This window comes from Streptomyces sp. CA189 (genome assembly GCF_056428985.1).
Map to the genome: position 1 here is coordinate 1 of NZ_JBWJVM010000069.1, position 13,932 is coordinate 13,932.

Annotated in this window: 15 protein-coding genes; 7 read left to right on the forward strand and 8 right to left on the reverse strand. The window is 74.1% G+C overall.

Annotated elements, in window-relative coordinates; translation table 11 throughout:
* Positions 1–122: 122 nt before the first annotated feature.
* A complete protein-coding gene (locus AC061S_RS34465; protein WP_478689817.1) occupies positions 123–926 on the reverse strand; it encodes a nucleotidyltransferase domain-containing protein in 804 nt (267 codons plus the stop codon).
* A gap of 66 nt (positions 927–992) precedes the next feature.
* Here AC061S_RS34465 and AC061S_RS34470 point away from each other — a divergent pair, with 66 nt between their 5' ends.
* Together AC061S_RS34470 and AC061S_RS34475 are read left to right on the forward strand one after the other, a co-directional pair.
* Positions 993–1,727 carry an AzlC family ABC transporter permease gene (locus AC061S_RS34470; RefSeq protein ID WP_478689818.1) on the forward strand — a complete coding sequence of 245 codons (735 nt, stop codon included), beginning with the start codon at positions 993–995 and terminating at the stop codon, positions 1,725–1,727.
* Complete coding sequence (locus AC061S_RS34475; RefSeq protein WP_478689819.1) at positions 1,724–2,032, forward strand: AzlD domain-containing protein; 309 nt, start codon at positions 1,724–1,726, stop codon at positions 2,030–2,032. The genes AC061S_RS34470 and AC061S_RS34475 overlap by 4 nt, the downstream gene beginning before the upstream one ends.
* Here AC061S_RS34475 and AC061S_RS34480 read toward each other — a convergent pair.
* Positions 2,001–2,969: a hypothetical protein gene (locus AC061S_RS34480; protein WP_478689820.1), complete on the reverse strand. Its 969-nt coding sequence runs from the start codon at positions 2,967–2,969 to the stop codon at positions 2,001–2,003. The two genes, AC061S_RS34475 and AC061S_RS34480, sit on opposite strands and share 32 nt — an antisense overlap.
* An 81-nt stretch (positions 2,970–3,050) precedes the next feature.
* On the opposite strand from AC061S_RS34480, the gene AC061S_RS34485 reads away from it, so the two are divergent.
* Both AC061S_RS34485 and AC061S_RS34490 read left to right on the forward strand, forming a co-directional pair.
* Complete coding sequence (locus tag AC061S_RS34485) at positions 3,051–3,245, forward strand: DUF3046 domain-containing protein (RefSeq protein WP_214955542.1); 195 nt, start codon at positions 3,051–3,053, stop codon at positions 3,243–3,245.
* 243 nt (positions 3,246–3,488) lie between these two features.
* Positions 3,489–4,583, forward strand: coding sequence for an AI-2E family transporter (locus AC061S_RS34490; RefSeq protein WP_478689849.1), 1,095 nt, complete (start codon positions 3,489–3,491; stop codon positions 4,581–4,583).
* Here AC061S_RS34490 and AC061S_RS34495 read toward each other — a convergent pair.
* Both AC061S_RS34495 and AC061S_RS34500 read right to left on the reverse strand, forming a co-directional pair.
* The gene (locus AC061S_RS34495) at positions 4,531–5,292 is read right to left on the reverse strand and encodes a Clp protease N-terminal domain-containing protein (protein ID WP_478689821.1); all 762 of its coding nucleotides are present in this window, start codon (positions 5,290–5,292) and stop codon (positions 4,531–4,533) included. The genes AC061S_RS34490 and AC061S_RS34495 overlap by 53 nt on opposite strands.
* 62 nt (positions 5,293–5,354) lie before the next feature.
* On the reverse strand, positions 5,355–5,924 hold the full coding sequence (locus AC061S_RS34500; RefSeq protein WP_478689822.1) for a 2'-5' RNA ligase family protein: 570 nt from the start codon (positions 5,922–5,924) through the stop codon (positions 5,355–5,357).
* A 184-nt stretch (positions 5,925–6,108) separates the two neighbouring features.
* Between AC061S_RS34500 and recA the strand changes: the two genes are divergently transcribed.
* From recA to AC061S_RS34515, 3 genes are all read left to right on the forward strand, one after another.
* The gene (recA, locus tag AC061S_RS34505) at positions 6,109–7,227 is read left to right on the forward strand and encodes a recombinase RecA (protein WP_478689823.1); all 1,119 of its coding nucleotides are present in this window, start codon (positions 6,109–6,111) and stop codon (positions 7,225–7,227) included.
* Between the two features lie 3 nt (positions 7,228–7,230).
* Positions 7,231–7,875, forward strand: a complete 645-nt coding sequence (recX, locus tag AC061S_RS34510; RefSeq protein WP_478689824.1) for a recombination regulator RecX — start codon at positions 7,231–7,233, stop codon at positions 7,873–7,875.
* Between the two features lie 149 nt (positions 7,876–8,024).
* Positions 8,025–10,580, forward strand: a complete 2,556-nt coding sequence (locus AC061S_RS34515) for an FtsX-like permease family protein (protein ID WP_478689825.1) — start codon at positions 8,025–8,027, stop codon at positions 10,578–10,580.
* 409 nt (positions 10,581–10,989) lie between these two features.
* On the opposite strand, the gene AC061S_RS34520 is transcribed toward AC061S_RS34515, so the two are convergent.
* From AC061S_RS34520 to AC061S_RS34535, 4 genes are all read right to left on the reverse strand, one after another.
* Positions 10,990–11,373, reverse strand: a complete 384-nt coding sequence (locus AC061S_RS34520; RefSeq protein WP_478689850.1) for a rhodanese-like domain-containing protein — start codon at positions 11,371–11,373, stop codon at positions 10,990–10,992.
* Positions 11,364–11,909, reverse strand: coding sequence for a cupin domain-containing protein (locus AC061S_RS34525; RefSeq protein WP_478689826.1), 546 nt, complete (start codon positions 11,907–11,909; stop codon positions 11,364–11,366). The genes AC061S_RS34520 and AC061S_RS34525 overlap by 10 nt, the downstream gene beginning before the upstream one ends.
* A 75-nt stretch (positions 11,910–11,984) precedes the next feature.
* Complete coding sequence (locus tag AC061S_RS34530; RefSeq protein WP_311318651.1) at positions 11,985–12,071, reverse strand: putative leader peptide; 87 nt, start codon at positions 12,069–12,071, stop codon at positions 11,985–11,987.
* Positions 12,072–12,103: 32 nt separating this feature from the next.
* Positions 12,104–13,711, reverse strand: a complete 1,608-nt coding sequence (locus AC061S_RS34535; RefSeq protein WP_478689827.1) for an FAD-dependent monooxygenase — start codon at positions 13,709–13,711, stop codon at positions 12,104–12,106.
* Between the last annotated feature and the right edge of the window lie 221 nt (positions 13,712–13,932).

A 13,932-nucleotide genomic window follows, 5' to 3' on the forward strand; every position in this document is an offset into this window, starting at 1 on the left:
GAAGCCTTCAAAAGGTCATCGACCCGCACGTACAGTGCAGTTGCGAGGGTGTCTATCTCGGTCGTCACAAACTGAGAGTGGGCACCCTCGCGTCCGTACAGCTACCCCTTGGAATCAATCATCTAGGACGGCAGTCCCGCGCGGGTCTCCTCGATCAGGGTGCGGGCCTCGGTCACCGTTGCCGTCAGGGACTCCGGCGTCGTGCCCTGCGCGCCCAGCAGGGTGCGGACGCGGTCGCCGAAGCTGGGCGGAGCCGAGGGCAGGAGCTCGGCGGCGGCCAGGGCGCCCTTCTCGTTCAGGCACCAGCGGCGGTCCGTCGCGTACAGGGCCTGGACGAGGATGCCGAAGGCCTTGGACAGGCAGAGGGAGACGTAGAGGGCGTCCGCGCGGGCCGCGCCCTTCGCGGCGCCCGCTGCGAGGAAGTCCGCCTCCCAGGCGCCGGCGATCAGGGCCTTGCGGAGGGGCTCCGGGTAGGCCGAGGCCGTGGTGCGCAGGGCGGTCAGTTCGCCGGTCGGGTCCGCGAGGACCTGGCCCAGGGCCACCTCGCCCGGGTAGCAGGGGGACCAGAAGCCGAGGGGGTGGCCGGGCTGCACGCCCACCTCGTAGCGGCCCTCACGGCAGTCCTGCCACACCCGCTCCACCCGGTCCAGGTCGCGCAGGATCCAGTCGACCGCCACCCCGTCGACGCGCAGCCAGGCTCCGCCGTTGACCCAGGGGCCCCAGCCGCCCGGGCCGGCCACCTCCACGTCCGGTCCGGCCAGCGCGCCGAGCGCGGCGAGGTCGAGGGTGCCGCGGTAGTAGACGCCGAGGTCCCAGTCCGATTCGGGGCGGTGCTCGCCGCGGGCCCGGCTGCCGCCCAGCATCACTCCGCGTACGCCGGGCACCTCGGCCAGCCGGTCTGCCATGTCCTTGATCACTTCGTGCATGGTGCAAGAACGTACAAGACCCGGATGCCGTGGCCTGCGTATTTTCGGGGAGTGGGAGAACATCGGATGGCCATACAAGAAGAACCCGGGCACGAGGTGCCCGGCCGAGAGGTCCCCGGCGGGGCGCTCGCGGTGGACAAGCCGCGGGCCGCCGTGGTCCGGGACGCGCTCGGCGTCGGCGTGGCGGTCGGACTGTCCGGGTTCGCCTTCGGGGTGACCGCCGCCGGGGCCGGGATCAGCACCCTCCAGGCGTGCGTGCTGAGCCTGCTGGTGTTCACCGGGGCCTCGCAGTTCGCGCTGGTCGGGGCACTGGCCGCGGGCGGGAATCCGTTCACGGCCGCCGCCGGGGCCTTCTTCCTCGGGACCCGCAACGCCTTCTACGGGCTGCGGCTGTCCCAGCTGCTCGCGCTGCCCAAGGGCGTACGGCCGCTCGCCGCGCACTGGGTGATCGACGAGACCACCGCCGTGGCCCTGGCCCAGCCCGACCGGAAGTCGGCCCGGCTCGGCTTCACCGTGACCGGGCTGGCCCTCTACGTCCTGTGGAACCTCACCACCCTGCTCGGCGCGCTCGGCGCCGAGGCCATCGGGGACACCAGGGCGTGGGGGCTGGACGCCGCCGGGCCCGCCGTGTTCCTCGCGCTGCTCGCGCCGATGCTCAAGACCGGCACCGAGCGGGCCGTCGCCGGGCTCGCCCTCGTCCTCGGGCTGGGCCTGCTGCCCGCACTGCCCGCCGGGCTGCCCGTACTGATCGCGGCGCTGGCCGCGCCGATCGTGCTGTGGATGAAGGGACGCCGCTCGTGAACGTCTGGATCGCCATCGGGCTCACCGTCGTCGGCTGCTACGCCGTGAAGCTCGCCGGACTGCTCGTCCCCGCCGGAGCCCTGGAGCGGCCCGCGGTGCGCAAGCTCGCCGGGCTCCTGCCGGTCGCGCTGCTCGCCGCGCTCACCGCGCAGCAGACCTTCGCCACCGGGCAGGAGATCGTGCTCGACGCCCGCGCCGCCGGGCTCGCGGCCGCCGCGGTCGCGCTGCTGCTGCGGGCCCCGTTCCTGGTCGTCGTCGCGGTGGCCGTCGCCGTCACCGCGGGGCTGCGGGCCCTGGGAGGCTAGGGCCGAGCCGGCCGTACGCGCGCAGGGTCAGCAGCGCCTCCAGCGTGGCGATCGGGCGCCGCTCCAGCGAGCTGCCCGGCGCCCACGCCCCGCGGTGCACCGGCCAGCCGCCGTCCGGCTGCTGCAGGCCGGCCAGGAAGCGCAGCGAGCCGTACAGCTCCGCGTCCGTGAACCAGCCGCGGGCGAGGGATTCCGGGCGGCGGGCGACGTCGTACGGGTACAGGTGCTCGCCCGGCGCGTGGCCGGGCACCGGCGGGTACGCGTCCTGCCCCGCGGGGTCCAGTACGACGAGCCGCTGCTCGCGGACGAGGCGCCCCAGCCGGTCGGCGGCCGCCGCGGCCCGGGCCCGGTCGGGGACCCCGTCCAGGAAGGCCGCCGCGCTCTGGATCTCGTACGGGTGCCAGTGCCGCAGGTTCTCCACCCGGTCCCAGCAGAAGTCCGTCGCCCGGAACAGCCACGCGTGCCACACCCGGTTGCGGTGCAGGATCCCGACGACCGGGCCGGTGGCCAGCAGGTCGCCCGGCGGATCGTCGTGCAGCGGGTGGTAGGGGGCCGCCGGGTAGCCGCCGGAGGCCGGGGCGGTCACCGGGAGCGCCCCGTCCGGGGTGGAGAGCCGGGTCAGGTGGGCGCAGAGCCGCTCGATGCGCTGTCCGGCGCAGCGGCCCAGGCCGTCCAGGACGCCCAGGGCGTGGACGGTGTGCAGCGGGTGGCTCAGCGGGCCGCGCAGATCCGGGTCGAGGGCGTGGCCGTACCCGCCGTCGCCGCCGAGGTAGGCGCCGAGGGCGGCATCGACCGGGTCGGCGTCCCCGCCGAGGAAGTGGAACGCGAACCGCCGCTGTTCCAGTACCCGGGCCGTGAGCCAGATGAACTGCTCGGCGCGGGCCAGGGCACTCGTCGCGGTCGTCGCCGCCGGGGCGCACGCTTCGTCTCCAGGCATGCCAGGAACCGTAGGGGCCCGGGCGGCGCCGAGGTGGCCCGAACGGGGAGGGTGCACTCTCCGGGGCGGGATACTGGGGGCATGCGGTTGACGATTTTCTGGGAGCGGATGGCCGAGCACTTCGGTGCGGGCTACGCGGACTCCTTCGCGCGGGACCACGTCATGACGGAGCTCGGGGGACGTACGGTCCACGAGGCGCTGGACGCGGGCTGGGAGGCCAAGGACGTGTGGCGCGCGGTGTGTTCGGCGGTGGACGTGCCGGCCTCGCTGCGCTAGCGCGGTGCGCCCCGGCAGCCCGGCCGGGCGGGGCCGCAGCGACCGCTTCGTGGTTCGGGGCGCCGGTGGGACAGACTGGTCGGCGTGGCAGCCAGTGATGAGATGACCGACCGGCCCGAAGTCCCCCAGGGCCCGCCGCCGCCCCGCCCGGCGGCCCCCGCGGAGCGCTCGGCCGTGGACGCCCCGGCTGCGGCCCCGTCGGCTGCGGGCCCCGCCGGGGAACCGGCTCGGGCGGATGCCCGGATGCCGCGCTGGCTGCCGCGCGCCGTGGTCCTCGTACTGGCCCTGGTGGCCTGTTTCCAGCTCGGGAGCTGGGCCTTCCACCAGCTCATCGGGCTGCTCGTCAACATCCTGATCGCGTTCTTCCTCGCGCTCGCGATCGAACCGGCCGTGGCCCGGATGGCGGCCCGCGGCCTGCGCCGCGGGCTCGCCACCTTCCTGGTGTTCCTCGGGGTGTTCGGCGCGGCCGCGGGATTCGTCGTCCTGCTCGGCTCGGTCCTCGCCGAGCAGATCATCGACCTGGTGGAGGGCTTCCCCGGCTATCTCGACTCGCTGATCGGCTCGATCAACGACACCTTCCACACGGACCTGTCCCGGCTGGAGATCCAGGACAGCCTGCTGCACTCGGACTGGCTGCAGAAGTACGTGCAGAACAGTGCGACCGGCGTGCTCGACGTGTCCGCCACCGTGCTCGGCGGACTGTTCAAGCTGCTGACGATCGGTCTGTTCTCCTTCTACTTCGCCGCCGACGGGCCGCGGCTGCGCCGCGCCCTGTGCTCCGTACTGCCGCCCGCGAAGCAGGCCGAGGTGCTCCGGGCGTGGGAGATCGCCGTCACCAAGACGGGCGGATACCTCTACTCGCGCGGGCTGATGGCGCTGATCTCCGGGATCGCGCACTACGTCCTCTTCGCGGTGCTGGACGTGCCGTACGCGCCCGCGCTCGCGGTGTGGGTGGGGCTGGTGTCGCAGTTCATCCCCACCATCGGCACCTACCTGGCGGGCGCGCTGCCGATGCTGATCGCCTTCACGGTCAGCCCCTGGTACGCGCTGTACGTCCTCGGATTCGTGGTGGTCTACCAGCAGTTCGAGAACTACGTGCTCCAGCCGAAGCTGACCTCGAAGACGGTGGACATCCACCCGGCGGTGGCCTTCGGGTCGGTCATCGCGGGCACCGCCCTGCTGGGCGCGGTCGGGGCGCTCATCGCGATCCCGGCCGTCGCCACGATGCAGGCCTTCCTCGGCGCGTACGTGAAGCGGTACGCGCTGACCGGGGACGCGGAGGCCTCTACTGCCCGGGCTCGTCCGAGGCGCCGCGTACGGATGCCAGGGCGTCGGTGACCCAGTTCTCGACGGCGTCCTTGCCCAGGCCGAGGCCGCTGAGCGGACCCGTCCCGTTCTCCAGCTCCAGGAGCGCGAGCAGGACGTGCTCGGTGCCCACGTAGTCGTGGCCGAGGCGCAGGGCCTCGCGGAAGGTGAGCTCCAGGGCCTTTTTCGACGAGGCGTCGAAGGGGACCAGCTCGGGGACGTCCTCCACGGCCGGGGGCAGGCCGGCCGTCACGGCGGCGCGTACGTCGTCGGCCGCGACTCCCTGGGCGGCGATGGCGCGGGCGGCGAGGCCGTCGGGCTCTGCGAGCAGTCCGAGGACGAGGTGCTCGGTGCGGATCTCGGTGTTGCCGGCGGCGCGGGCCTCGTTCTGCGCGGTGACGACCACGTTGCGGGCGCGGGGGGTGAAGCGGCCGAAGCCCTGGCTGGGGTCGAGTCCCGCGTCGCCCTCCTTGTCGGCCTTGGGCACGAAGCGCTTCTGGGCCGCCTGGCGGGTGACACCCATGCTGCGGCCGATGTCGGTCCAGGAGGCGCCGGAGCGGCGGGCCTGGTCGACGAAGTGGCCGATGAGGTGGTCCGCGACGTCCCCGAGGGCCTCGGCGGCGACCACGGCGCCGCTGAGCTGCTCCAGGGTGTCGGTGTGGACCTTCTTGATGGCCTCGATGAGGTCGTCGAGGCGTACCGGGTTGGTCATGCGAACGGGTTCCACCGAAGGGTTCGTCATGGGTGCAACCCTAGGTTGACAGTCGAGCGGGCGTCAACCCTGGGTTGTCACTCCCTGGGTCGTCACTCTTCCTCACTCGGGGCCCGCAGCGCGAACCTCGAGCGTTCGTGCCAGGCCGTCCCGTCGTAGGCCACCAGGTCGACGGCGCGGACGCGGGAGACGAGGGGGAGCCGGCCGCTCAGGTCCACCTCGGCGGCGTCCAGGTCCGCCTCCGGGGCGCGCTGGGCCACGGTGAGGTGCGGGACCGGGTCCCGGTAGCGGCCGCCGTAGGGCCGGACCTCCGGCCAGCGCTCGGTGACCGACAGGATCAGCCGGCGCAGCGGGGCGTCCGGCTCCGGGGCGAGGTAGAGCATCCCCGGGAACCGGCCGGTCCGCTCGAAGCGCAGGTCGAAGGCGCGGTGCGGCCGCAGGGCCGCGGCGATCCCGGCGTGGACGGAGGCGTCGATCAGGCTCTCCTGGAGGAACGGGTAGAGCACGCTCACGTGCGCCGGCACCCCGGCCCCGGCCCGGGTCGCGGGGTCGATCCGGTCCCGCCACTCCCGGACGACAGGTTCCGCTTCGGGTATCCGCACGATGAGCGCGGTGCGGCCGGCGGGGAACATGCTGGGGGTGGTGTCCGCGGTGTCCGTCATGAGAGCGGATCATGCCACTCGCCGGTGTGGCGGACGGGTCCGGCGTGGCGCGCTTGACAGGGAAATCGAACACGCATTCTTATTGGTTATCCACAGCCAAAACGGACGTGGGACCGCGTTGTCAGTGGCAGGCGTTAGCGTCAATGGCGTGAAGCGATCGACTCAAGCAAATCGGGTGGAACCCATGGCAGGCAACGACCGCGAGAAGGCTCTCGAAGCCGCGCTCGCACAGATTGAACGGCAGTTCGGCAAGGGTGCCGTGATGCGTCTCGGCGACAAGCCGAACGACCCCATCGAGGTCATCCCCACCGGATCGACCGCGCTGGACATCGCGCTCGGCGTCGGTGGACTGCCGCGCGGCCGTGTGATCGAGGTGTACGGGCCGGAGTCCTCCGGTAAGACGACCCTGACGCTGCATGCCGTGGCCAACGCGCAGAAGGCCGGCGGAACCGTGGCCTTCGTGGACGCCGAGCACGCGCTCGACCCGGAGTACGCCAAGGCCCTCGGCGTCGACACGGACAACCTCATCCTGTCCCAGCCGGACACCGGCGAGCAGGCGCTGGAGATCGTGGACATGCTGGTCCGCTCCGGCGCGCTCGACCTCATCGTCATCGACTCCGTCGCGGCCCTCGTGCCGCGCGCGGAGATCGAGGGCGAGATGGGCGACTCGCACGTGGGTCTCCAGGCCCGTCTGATGAGCCAGGCCCTCCGGAAGATCACCGGCGCGCTCAGCCAGTCCAAGACCACCGCGATCTTCATCAACCAGCTCCGCGAGAAGATCGGTGTGATGTTCGGCTCGCCGGAGACCACCACCGGTGGCCGCGCGCTGAAGTTCTACGCCTCCGTGCGCCTGGACATCCGTCGCATCGAGACCCTCAAGGACGGCACGGACGCGGTCGGCAACCGCACCCGCGTCAAGGTCGTCAAGAACAAGGTCGCGCCGCCCTTCAAGCAGGCCGAGTTCGACATCCTCTACGGCCACGGCATCAGCCGCGAGGGCGGCCTGATCGACATGGGCGTGGAGCACGGCTTCGTCCGCAAGGCCGGCGCCTGGTACACGTACGAGGGCGACCAGCTCGGCCAGGGCAAGGAGAACGCGCGGAAGTTCCTCTGCGACAACCCCGCCCTGTCCGACGAGATCGAGCGGAAGATCAAGGAGAAGCTGGGCGTCGGTGTCCGCAAGGACGCCGCTGCCGCCGCCCCTGCCGAGGCCGGCGCGGACGCGTCCGCCGAGACCGCGGCCGTGCCCGCTCCCGCGTCGAAGGCCAAGACCGCGGTCAAGGCCGCCGTCGCCAAGAGCTGACCCGTGTGGGAGCAGGAAAGGGGCGGCACGGACGGCGGTGAGGACCGCCGCGAGGGCAGTCGCCGGGGCCGCCGCGAAAGCGGCGGCCGGGGAGGCCGCCGCGCGGAGGGCCGTGAGGACCGTGAGGGCCGGGCGGACCGCCAGGAGCTGCCGCCCCAGAGTCCCGAGGAGCAGGCGCGGGCGATCTGTCTGCGCCTGCTCACCGGGATGCCCCGCACCCGGCGCCAGCTCGCGGACGCCCTGGCCAAGCGGGACATCCCCGAAGAGGTGTCGGAGCAGGTCCTCTCCCGGTTCGAGGAGGTGGGCCTGATCGACGACGCCGCCTTCGCCGGGGCCTGGGTCGAGTCCCGGCACCGGGGCCGGGGGCTGGCCCGCCGGGCGCTCGCACAGGAGCTCCGCACCAAGGGAGTGGCCCCCACCCTCGTACAGGAGGCCCTGGAACAGCTGGACTCCGACCAGGAGGAGGAGACCGCCCGGGAGCTCGTGGAGCGCAAGCTCCGCGCGACCCGGGGCCTGGAGCGGGACAAGCGGATCCGGCGCCTCGCCGGAATGCTCGCCCGCAAGGGGTACCCCGAGGGCATGGCCCTGAGGGTGGTCCGCCGCGCGCTGGAGGCGGAAGGCGAAGAGGCCGACGATCTGATGGGGTGACCCGGGGCCTCCCGCGGCCGTGGGGGTGCGTCGCGCGGGTGTGGGGCGCGGGTGTGGGGCGGATGTGGCACGAGGTGGGGCTAGCCCCCGGCCGAGGACGCCGGGGCGCTCCAATGTCCCAAGGCGGCCCCGGCGGCAGAGTTTTCCCCATGATGCTGCGCTACGCACTCCAGACCGTCAGAGACCGCAAAGCCGGTTTCCTCGGCGCCTTCCTCGCCCTGTTGTGCGCGGCGGCCCTCGTGACCGCCTGCGGAACCCTCCTGGAGACGGGACTCCGCGGGACGATCGCCACCGAGCGCTACGCGGGCGCCCCGGTGGTCGTCTCCGCCGACCAGAACGTCCACGCGACAACGGTCAAGGTGAAGAAGGGCGACAAGCCGAAGGTCAAGACGAAGCACAAGGCCAAGCCCGTCGCCGAGCGGGCCTGGCTGCCGGCCGCCACCGTGGACACCGTCCGCGCGGTGCCCGGAGTCGAGCGGGCCGTCCCCGAGCTCACCTTCCAGGCCGTGCCCCTCACCCGGGGCGGCCCGGGCGGCGAAGGCGCGAAGCCCTCGTACGGGCACGCCTGGAGCTCGGCCGCGCTCACCCCCTTCACGCTCGCCGAGGGCCGCGCCCCCCAGGGCGGTGACGAGGTCGTCGTCGAGCGTGGACTCGCGGCCCGTGCAGCCCTGAAGCCCGGCTCCGAGCTCACCGTGCAGTCCACCGGCGCACCCAAGACCTACACGGTCAGCGGGATCGCGGCCGCGGCCGGCGGGAGCCTCGCGCACCAGAGCGCGCTCTTCTTCGGCGACGCCGAGGCGCAGCGGCTCGCCGCCCGCGACGGCCGGGTCAGTGCCATCGGAGTCCTGCCCCGGGCAGGGGTGGACGCCGGCGAGCTGGCCGGGCGGATCCGCCAGGCGCTCCAGGGCACCACCGCGCAGGTGGCCACCGGCGACGGACGCGGCCCCGTGGAATTCCTCGACGCGGCCGGCGCCCGGATCAAACTGGTCTCCATGGGCGGCGCGATGGGCGGCACCTCGCTCCTCGTGGCGGTCCTCGTGGTCGTCGGCACCTTCTCCCTGTCGATCCAGCAGCGCCACCGCGAGCTCGCCCTGCTCCGTGCCATCGCCGCCACCCCCGGGCAACTGCGGCGCATGATCGGCCGCGAGGCGCTGCTGGTGGGGCTCGCCGCCGGAGTCGCCGGAGCCCTCGCAGGGCTGCCGCTCGCCGCCTGGCTGCACGGCCGGTTCGTCGACGCGGGGGTCGTCCCCGTGACCCTGGAGCGCACCGCCGGGATCTTCCCGATGATCGCCGCCGTCGGCGCGAGCCTGCTCGGAGCATGGGCCGCGGCCCGGATCACCGCCCGGCGGGTGGCCCGCGTCCGCCCCGCCGAAGCACTGGCCGAGGCCGCCGTCGAGCGGGGCCGGCCCACGTGGGCGCGGATCGTCGCCGGGGGGCTGCTGCTGGCGGCCGGCGTGGTGCTGGTCGCCGTACTCAGTACGCTGCGCACCGAGCCGGCTTCGACTCCGGTCACCTTCCTCGCCGTCGTGGTGCTCGCCGGAGCCGTCTCCCTGCTGGGCCCGCTGATCGTCAAGGCCGCGGCCGCGCTGCTCGCCGGGCCGCTGCGGCTCGCCGGCCCCGGCGGCCGGCTGGCCACCGCGAACCTGCGCGGCAACGCGACCCGGATGGCCTCCGCGGTCACCCCGCTCACCCTGCTGATCGGGATGGCCTGCACCGTGCTCTTCGTCACCCCGACGCTCGGCGACGCCGCCCGGGCGCAGGCTCGTGAGGGAGTACGGGCCGAGTGGGTGCTCCAGGGGCGGGGGCCGGGCGTTCCCGGCGCCGCCGCCGAGCGGATCCGCCGGACCCCCGGGGTCCTCGCGGCCACCGAGATCGTGCACACGTCGATCCGGGTCGGGCTGACGAAGTACGCGGCGCAGGGCGTGACCCCGGCCGGGCTCGACCGGACCTGGGACCCGGGGGTGACGGCCGGGAACCTGGCGGGGTTCGGGGAGGAGAGCGTCGCGGTGAGCGAACTGGCCGCGGACCAGCTGGGCCTGAAGCCGGGCAGCCCGCTCTCGCTGACGCTGGGGGACGGAACGCCGGTCACCCTGACCGTGTCCGCGGTGTACGCGCGGGGGCTGGGCTTCGGGGACGTGACGCTGCCGCACGGCCTGGTGGCCGCGCACGTCGACGATCCGCTGGCTTCGAGCGTGCTGGTGGCGGGGCCGGCGCCGCGGGAGGCGCTCGCTTCGGCCGTACGGGAGTACCCGGGCGTGGCCGTGCTGTCGGCGGCCGAGGCGGACGGCGCGCGGGCGGAGCGGCAGGCGGCCGGTGCGGAGATCAACCTGCTGGCGATGGGGCTCGTCCTGGCCTTCACCGCGATCGCGGTGGCCAACACGCTGGCGATGTCCACGGGGGAGCGGCTGCGGGAGTTCGCGATGCTGAGGCTCGCGGGGGCGACGCGGCGGCAGCTGCGGGGGATGCTGCGGGTGGAGGCGCTGGCGGTGCTCCAAATGGGGGTGGTGCTGGGGTCGGGGATCTCGCTGGCGGTCCTCACCGCGTTCAGCGTGGGCATGACGGGAGCGGCGGCCGCGGTGGTGCTTCCGCTGGTGTACGGGGTCGTCGTGGGCGGGGCGGGGCTGGTGGCGCTGTGCGCCACGGGCTTCGCCGGGCGGGTGGCGATGCGGCCCCGCCCGGTGGACCTCGCGGCGGCCAAGAGCTAGCCCGCGGGGCTCCGCCCGCGGCCCGTACGCCCCCGCGGGGACCCCCCGGGGGGCCTGTACGGACCGCAGGGACCTCCCCCGGGGCCCGCACGGACCGCGGGGACCCCCCGGCCCCTCGCGCCTCGCGCGCCGGCGGGGCTGGGGGTGGCCGCGTCGGCCCAGGCTCCGTGGGCGTGCCGCTGCGCGGGGCGAGGTCCCCTACCCGCCCTTCCACCGTTCCCCGGGCCGGCCCGGACCCTAAAGACCTGGGGCTCCGCCCCGGACCCCGCGCCTCAAACGCCCGCGAGGCTGGATTTGCGGCTTCGGCGTCCTCGCCCTGCCGCACCCGACCAGGCGCCGCCGGACGGAGTCCGGCGCAGCGGTGCGAAGCCGGGAAGGCCCTCCAGGGCCGCACCGCGCGAGCGACGCGTCAAGAGGTGACGGGCAGGCCGGCGGACTTCCAGGACTGGAAGCCGCCCGTGAGGTCCGTCGCGTTGGGGAGGGACAGCGCGTGGAGGGAGGCCGCCGCGAGGGTGGAGGCGTAGCCCTCGTTGCAGACGACGATGATGCGGACGTCGTGGTCCACCGCCTCCGGGAGGCGGTGGGAGCCTTCGGGGTCGAGGCGCCATTCCAGTTCGTTGCGTTCGATTACCAGCGCGCCGGGGATCAGCCCGTCCCGCTCGCGCAGGGCCTGGTACCTGATGTCGACCAGCAGGGCCCCGGCCAGGAATTCCGCGTGCGCCCGGGCCGGGTCCACGCGGGTGTACGTGGTCCGCAGCCGGTCGACGAGGGCGTCGATGCCGCTCACTGCCAGTCCGCCGGACGCTCGACCTGCTCCAGCGTGAGCACCGGGCCGGTGCGGCTGTAGCGGCGGATCAGGGGCAGCGGCGGGTAGTACGCGTGGACGGAGATCGCGTGCTCGGTCGCGGACTCGTTGAGCACCTCGTGCACGTGGTGCTCGCCGAAGGCCCGCCCGGTGCCCGCGCCCAGTCCGCGCGTGCGGTCCACGTCCGGGGCCAGGGAGAGCGACTGCCAGCCCTCCGAGGGGAGGCGGACCGCCAGGGAGTTCTCCGTGAGGCGACCGCGCGCGGTGGTGAACGCACCCCGCGACTCGGCGTGGTCGTGCCAGCCGGTGCCGGTGCCGGGAGGCCAGCCGATCAGCCAGGCCTCGCTGCCGCCCGGGCCGTCGAGCCGGATCCACGTCCGCCCCTCGGGATCGAGGGGGAGCGAGGCGATCAGCTCGGGGTCGGAGGCGATGCGCAGGGTGAAGGCGAGGAGATCCGCTGCGGAGACGGCCGCAGGGGCGGCGGCTGCGGCAGCGGGGGCCGGGGCGTGCGTGGGTGCAGACATGGAGGATGACCGTCCTGGGGGTTCGCGAGAGTGCGCGGCACACGAAGGGCGCGCTGAGGAAGGCGAATCTGCGAATCAGCAGGAAGGGCGACATACGCAGCCCGCGTAGCGGAGCAGGTCCATATGGACCCTCCGCCACAGGCGTACGTCGTTGCCGGTCATGTCCGCGAGTGAAGCACGACTCGGCCGGAGGGTCAATCGATCACGGGTGCGGCGGCGGGCAGGCCGGGAGCGGGCAGGGCCCTGGGGGCCGGGGTCGGGGCGGCGGTCGCCGGACCGTGCCGGACCGCGTCCGCGGCCTCGTACAGCTCGGCCGGGTGGACCCCGGCGAAGGTGGCCGCGAGATGCCCGTCCGGTCGTACGAGGAGCACGGTGTGCGCCGCCGCCCCGGGGTAGCCGTCCGCCACGAGGAGCTCAGCCCGGACCGGCAGCGCGGACACCGCCGCCGCGAGGCGGGGCATCAGGCCGGCGCCCAGCCAGTGCCGCCGGTCCCAGACCCCGGTGCCCGGGGCGACGAGGACGACGAGGAGCCGGCCCCGGCCCAGCTGGTCGCGCAGCGGCACCGTCGAGCCGTCGGGCGCGGTCACCGGGACGTTCTCCACGGCCCCGCCCGGCTCGGTGGCGGTGGGCACCTCGTGGACGGCCACGGGCGGGGCGTACACCGGCTCCGCGCCCAGCGGGCCGCGCCCCAAGTGGCCGTCGGTCAGCAGGGATTCGGCGGAACGCGAGGCTCCGGGGAGGTAGGTGCGCAGTCCGCCGCCGGAGCGCAGCGCGGGCATGGCCTGGTCGGCGGCGCGCAGCCGGGCGGCCACCGCCCGGCGGCGCTCGTCCTCGTAACTGTCGAGGAGTTCCTCGGAAGCCCCCTGGTGCCAGGCGAGGGAGAGCTTCCAGGCGAGGTTCTCGGAGTCACGGAGCCCCTCCTCGACGCCCTGGGTGCCGAGCGCGCCGAGCAGGTGCGCGGCGTCCCCGGCGAGGAAGCAGCGGCCGTCGCGCCAGCGCCGGGCGAGCCGGTGGTGCAGGGTGTGGACCCCGGTGTCGAGGAGCTCGTACAGGGGCGTCGTGCCCCCGCACCACAGTGCGAGGCTGTCGCGGATGAGGGTCACCAGCGCGTCGGGGGTGACGAGGTCCCCGCGGGCCGGGAGCAGCCAGTCCAGCCGGTACACCCCGTCGGCCAGCGGCCGGGCGGTGACCTCGTCGACCCCTTTCGCCTGGCCGCGGTGCAGCAACGCTTCGCCCGGCCAGGGCAGTTCGGTGCGCAGCGCGGCCACGGCGTGCCGTTCGACGGCGGTGCGGCCGGGGAAGCGGATGCCGAGCAGCTTGCGCACGGTGGAGCGGGCCCCGTCGCAGCCGACCAGGTGGCTCCCGCGCCACCACGTGGCCTCGGCGCCCCGGGTGTGGGCGGTGACCCCGCGGCCGTCCTGCTCCAGGGAGTCGAGTTTGCTCTCGGTGATCAGCTGGACCAGCGGGTGCGCGGCGGCGGCGTCGCGCAGTCCGCGCGTCAGGGCGTGCTGGGGCAGGTGGATCGGGGCCGGGCCGTCCTCGAAGGTGATCCGCTGGGAGTCGCGGCCGCGCCGCATGGTGCGCCAGGCGGTGAAGTACGCGCCCTCGTCGCGCAGCGTCGTACAGCCCAGCCGGTGCACCATGGCAGCGGTGTCGGCGTGCAGGGCGACGGTGCGGGCGGGGCGGAGCTCGTCCTTGCCGGATCCCTCGTCGAGCACGACGCAGGGCACGCCCTGGCCGGCCAGGGCGAGGGACAGGGACAGCCCGACGGGCCCCGCGCCGACGACGATCACCGGGTCCATGATGTGGCTCCCGGTGTCCGGTATGTGATCACAGAACGTATGCAACCCACTGGAGGTGCCTGCGTCAAGTGACGCCGGTCCGGACAATGCCGAGTGGTGCGGCTGATCCGTTCGGCCGCACCACACGTGTCCCGCCAGTGTACTGACCGGCTGTCAGGCCGGATGCCGGACGCGGGTTCGAGCGCATGTCCGAGGACATGTCAGGCGCCGCGAGGGGAGGA

Coding starts and splice junctions, on each gene's coding strand:
- AC061S_RS34490 (WP_478689849.1), top strand. CDS start 3,489: ATGCCGCGCTGGCTGCCGCGCGCCGTGGTCCTCGTACTGGCCCTGGTG.
- recA (WP_478689823.1), top strand. CDS start 6,109: ATGGCAGGCAACGACCGCGAGAAGGCTCTCGAAGCCGCGCTCGCACAG.
- AC061S_RS34515 (WP_478689825.1), top strand. CDS start 8,025: ATGATGCTGCGCTACGCACTCCAGACCGTCAGAGACCGCAAAGCCGGT.
- AC061S_RS34465 (WP_478689817.1), bottom strand. CDS start 926: ATGCACGAAGTGATCAAGGACATGGCAGACCGGCTGGCCGAGGTGCCC.
- AC061S_RS34485 (WP_214955542.1), top strand. CDS start 3,051: ATGCGGTTGACGATTTTCTGGGAGCGGATGGCCGAGCACTTCGGTGCG.
- AC061S_RS34530 (WP_311318651.1), bottom strand. CDS start 12,071: ATGACCGGCAACGACGTACGCCTGTGGCGGAGGGTCCATATGGACCTG.
- AC061S_RS34495 (WP_478689821.1), bottom strand. CDS start 5,292: ATGACGAACCCTTCGGTGGAACCCGTTCGCATGACCAACCCGGTACGC.
- AC061S_RS34480 (WP_478689820.1), bottom strand. CDS start 2,969: ATGCCTGGAGACGAAGCGTGCGCCCCGGCGGCGACGACCGCGACGAGT.
- AC061S_RS34525 (WP_478689826.1), bottom strand. CDS start 11,909: ATGTCTGCACCCACGCACGCCCCGGCCCCCGCTGCCGCAGCCGCCGCC.
- AC061S_RS34470 (WP_478689818.1), top strand. CDS start 993: ATGGCCATACAAGAAGAACCCGGGCACGAGGTGCCCGGCCGAGAGGTC.
- AC061S_RS34500 (WP_478689822.1), bottom strand. CDS start 5,924: ATGACGGACACCGCGGACACCACCCCCAGCATGTTCCCCGCCGGCCGC.
- AC061S_RS34535 (WP_478689827.1), bottom strand. CDS start 13,711: ATGGACCCGGTGATCGTCGTCGGCGCGGGGCCCGTCGGGCTGTCCCTG.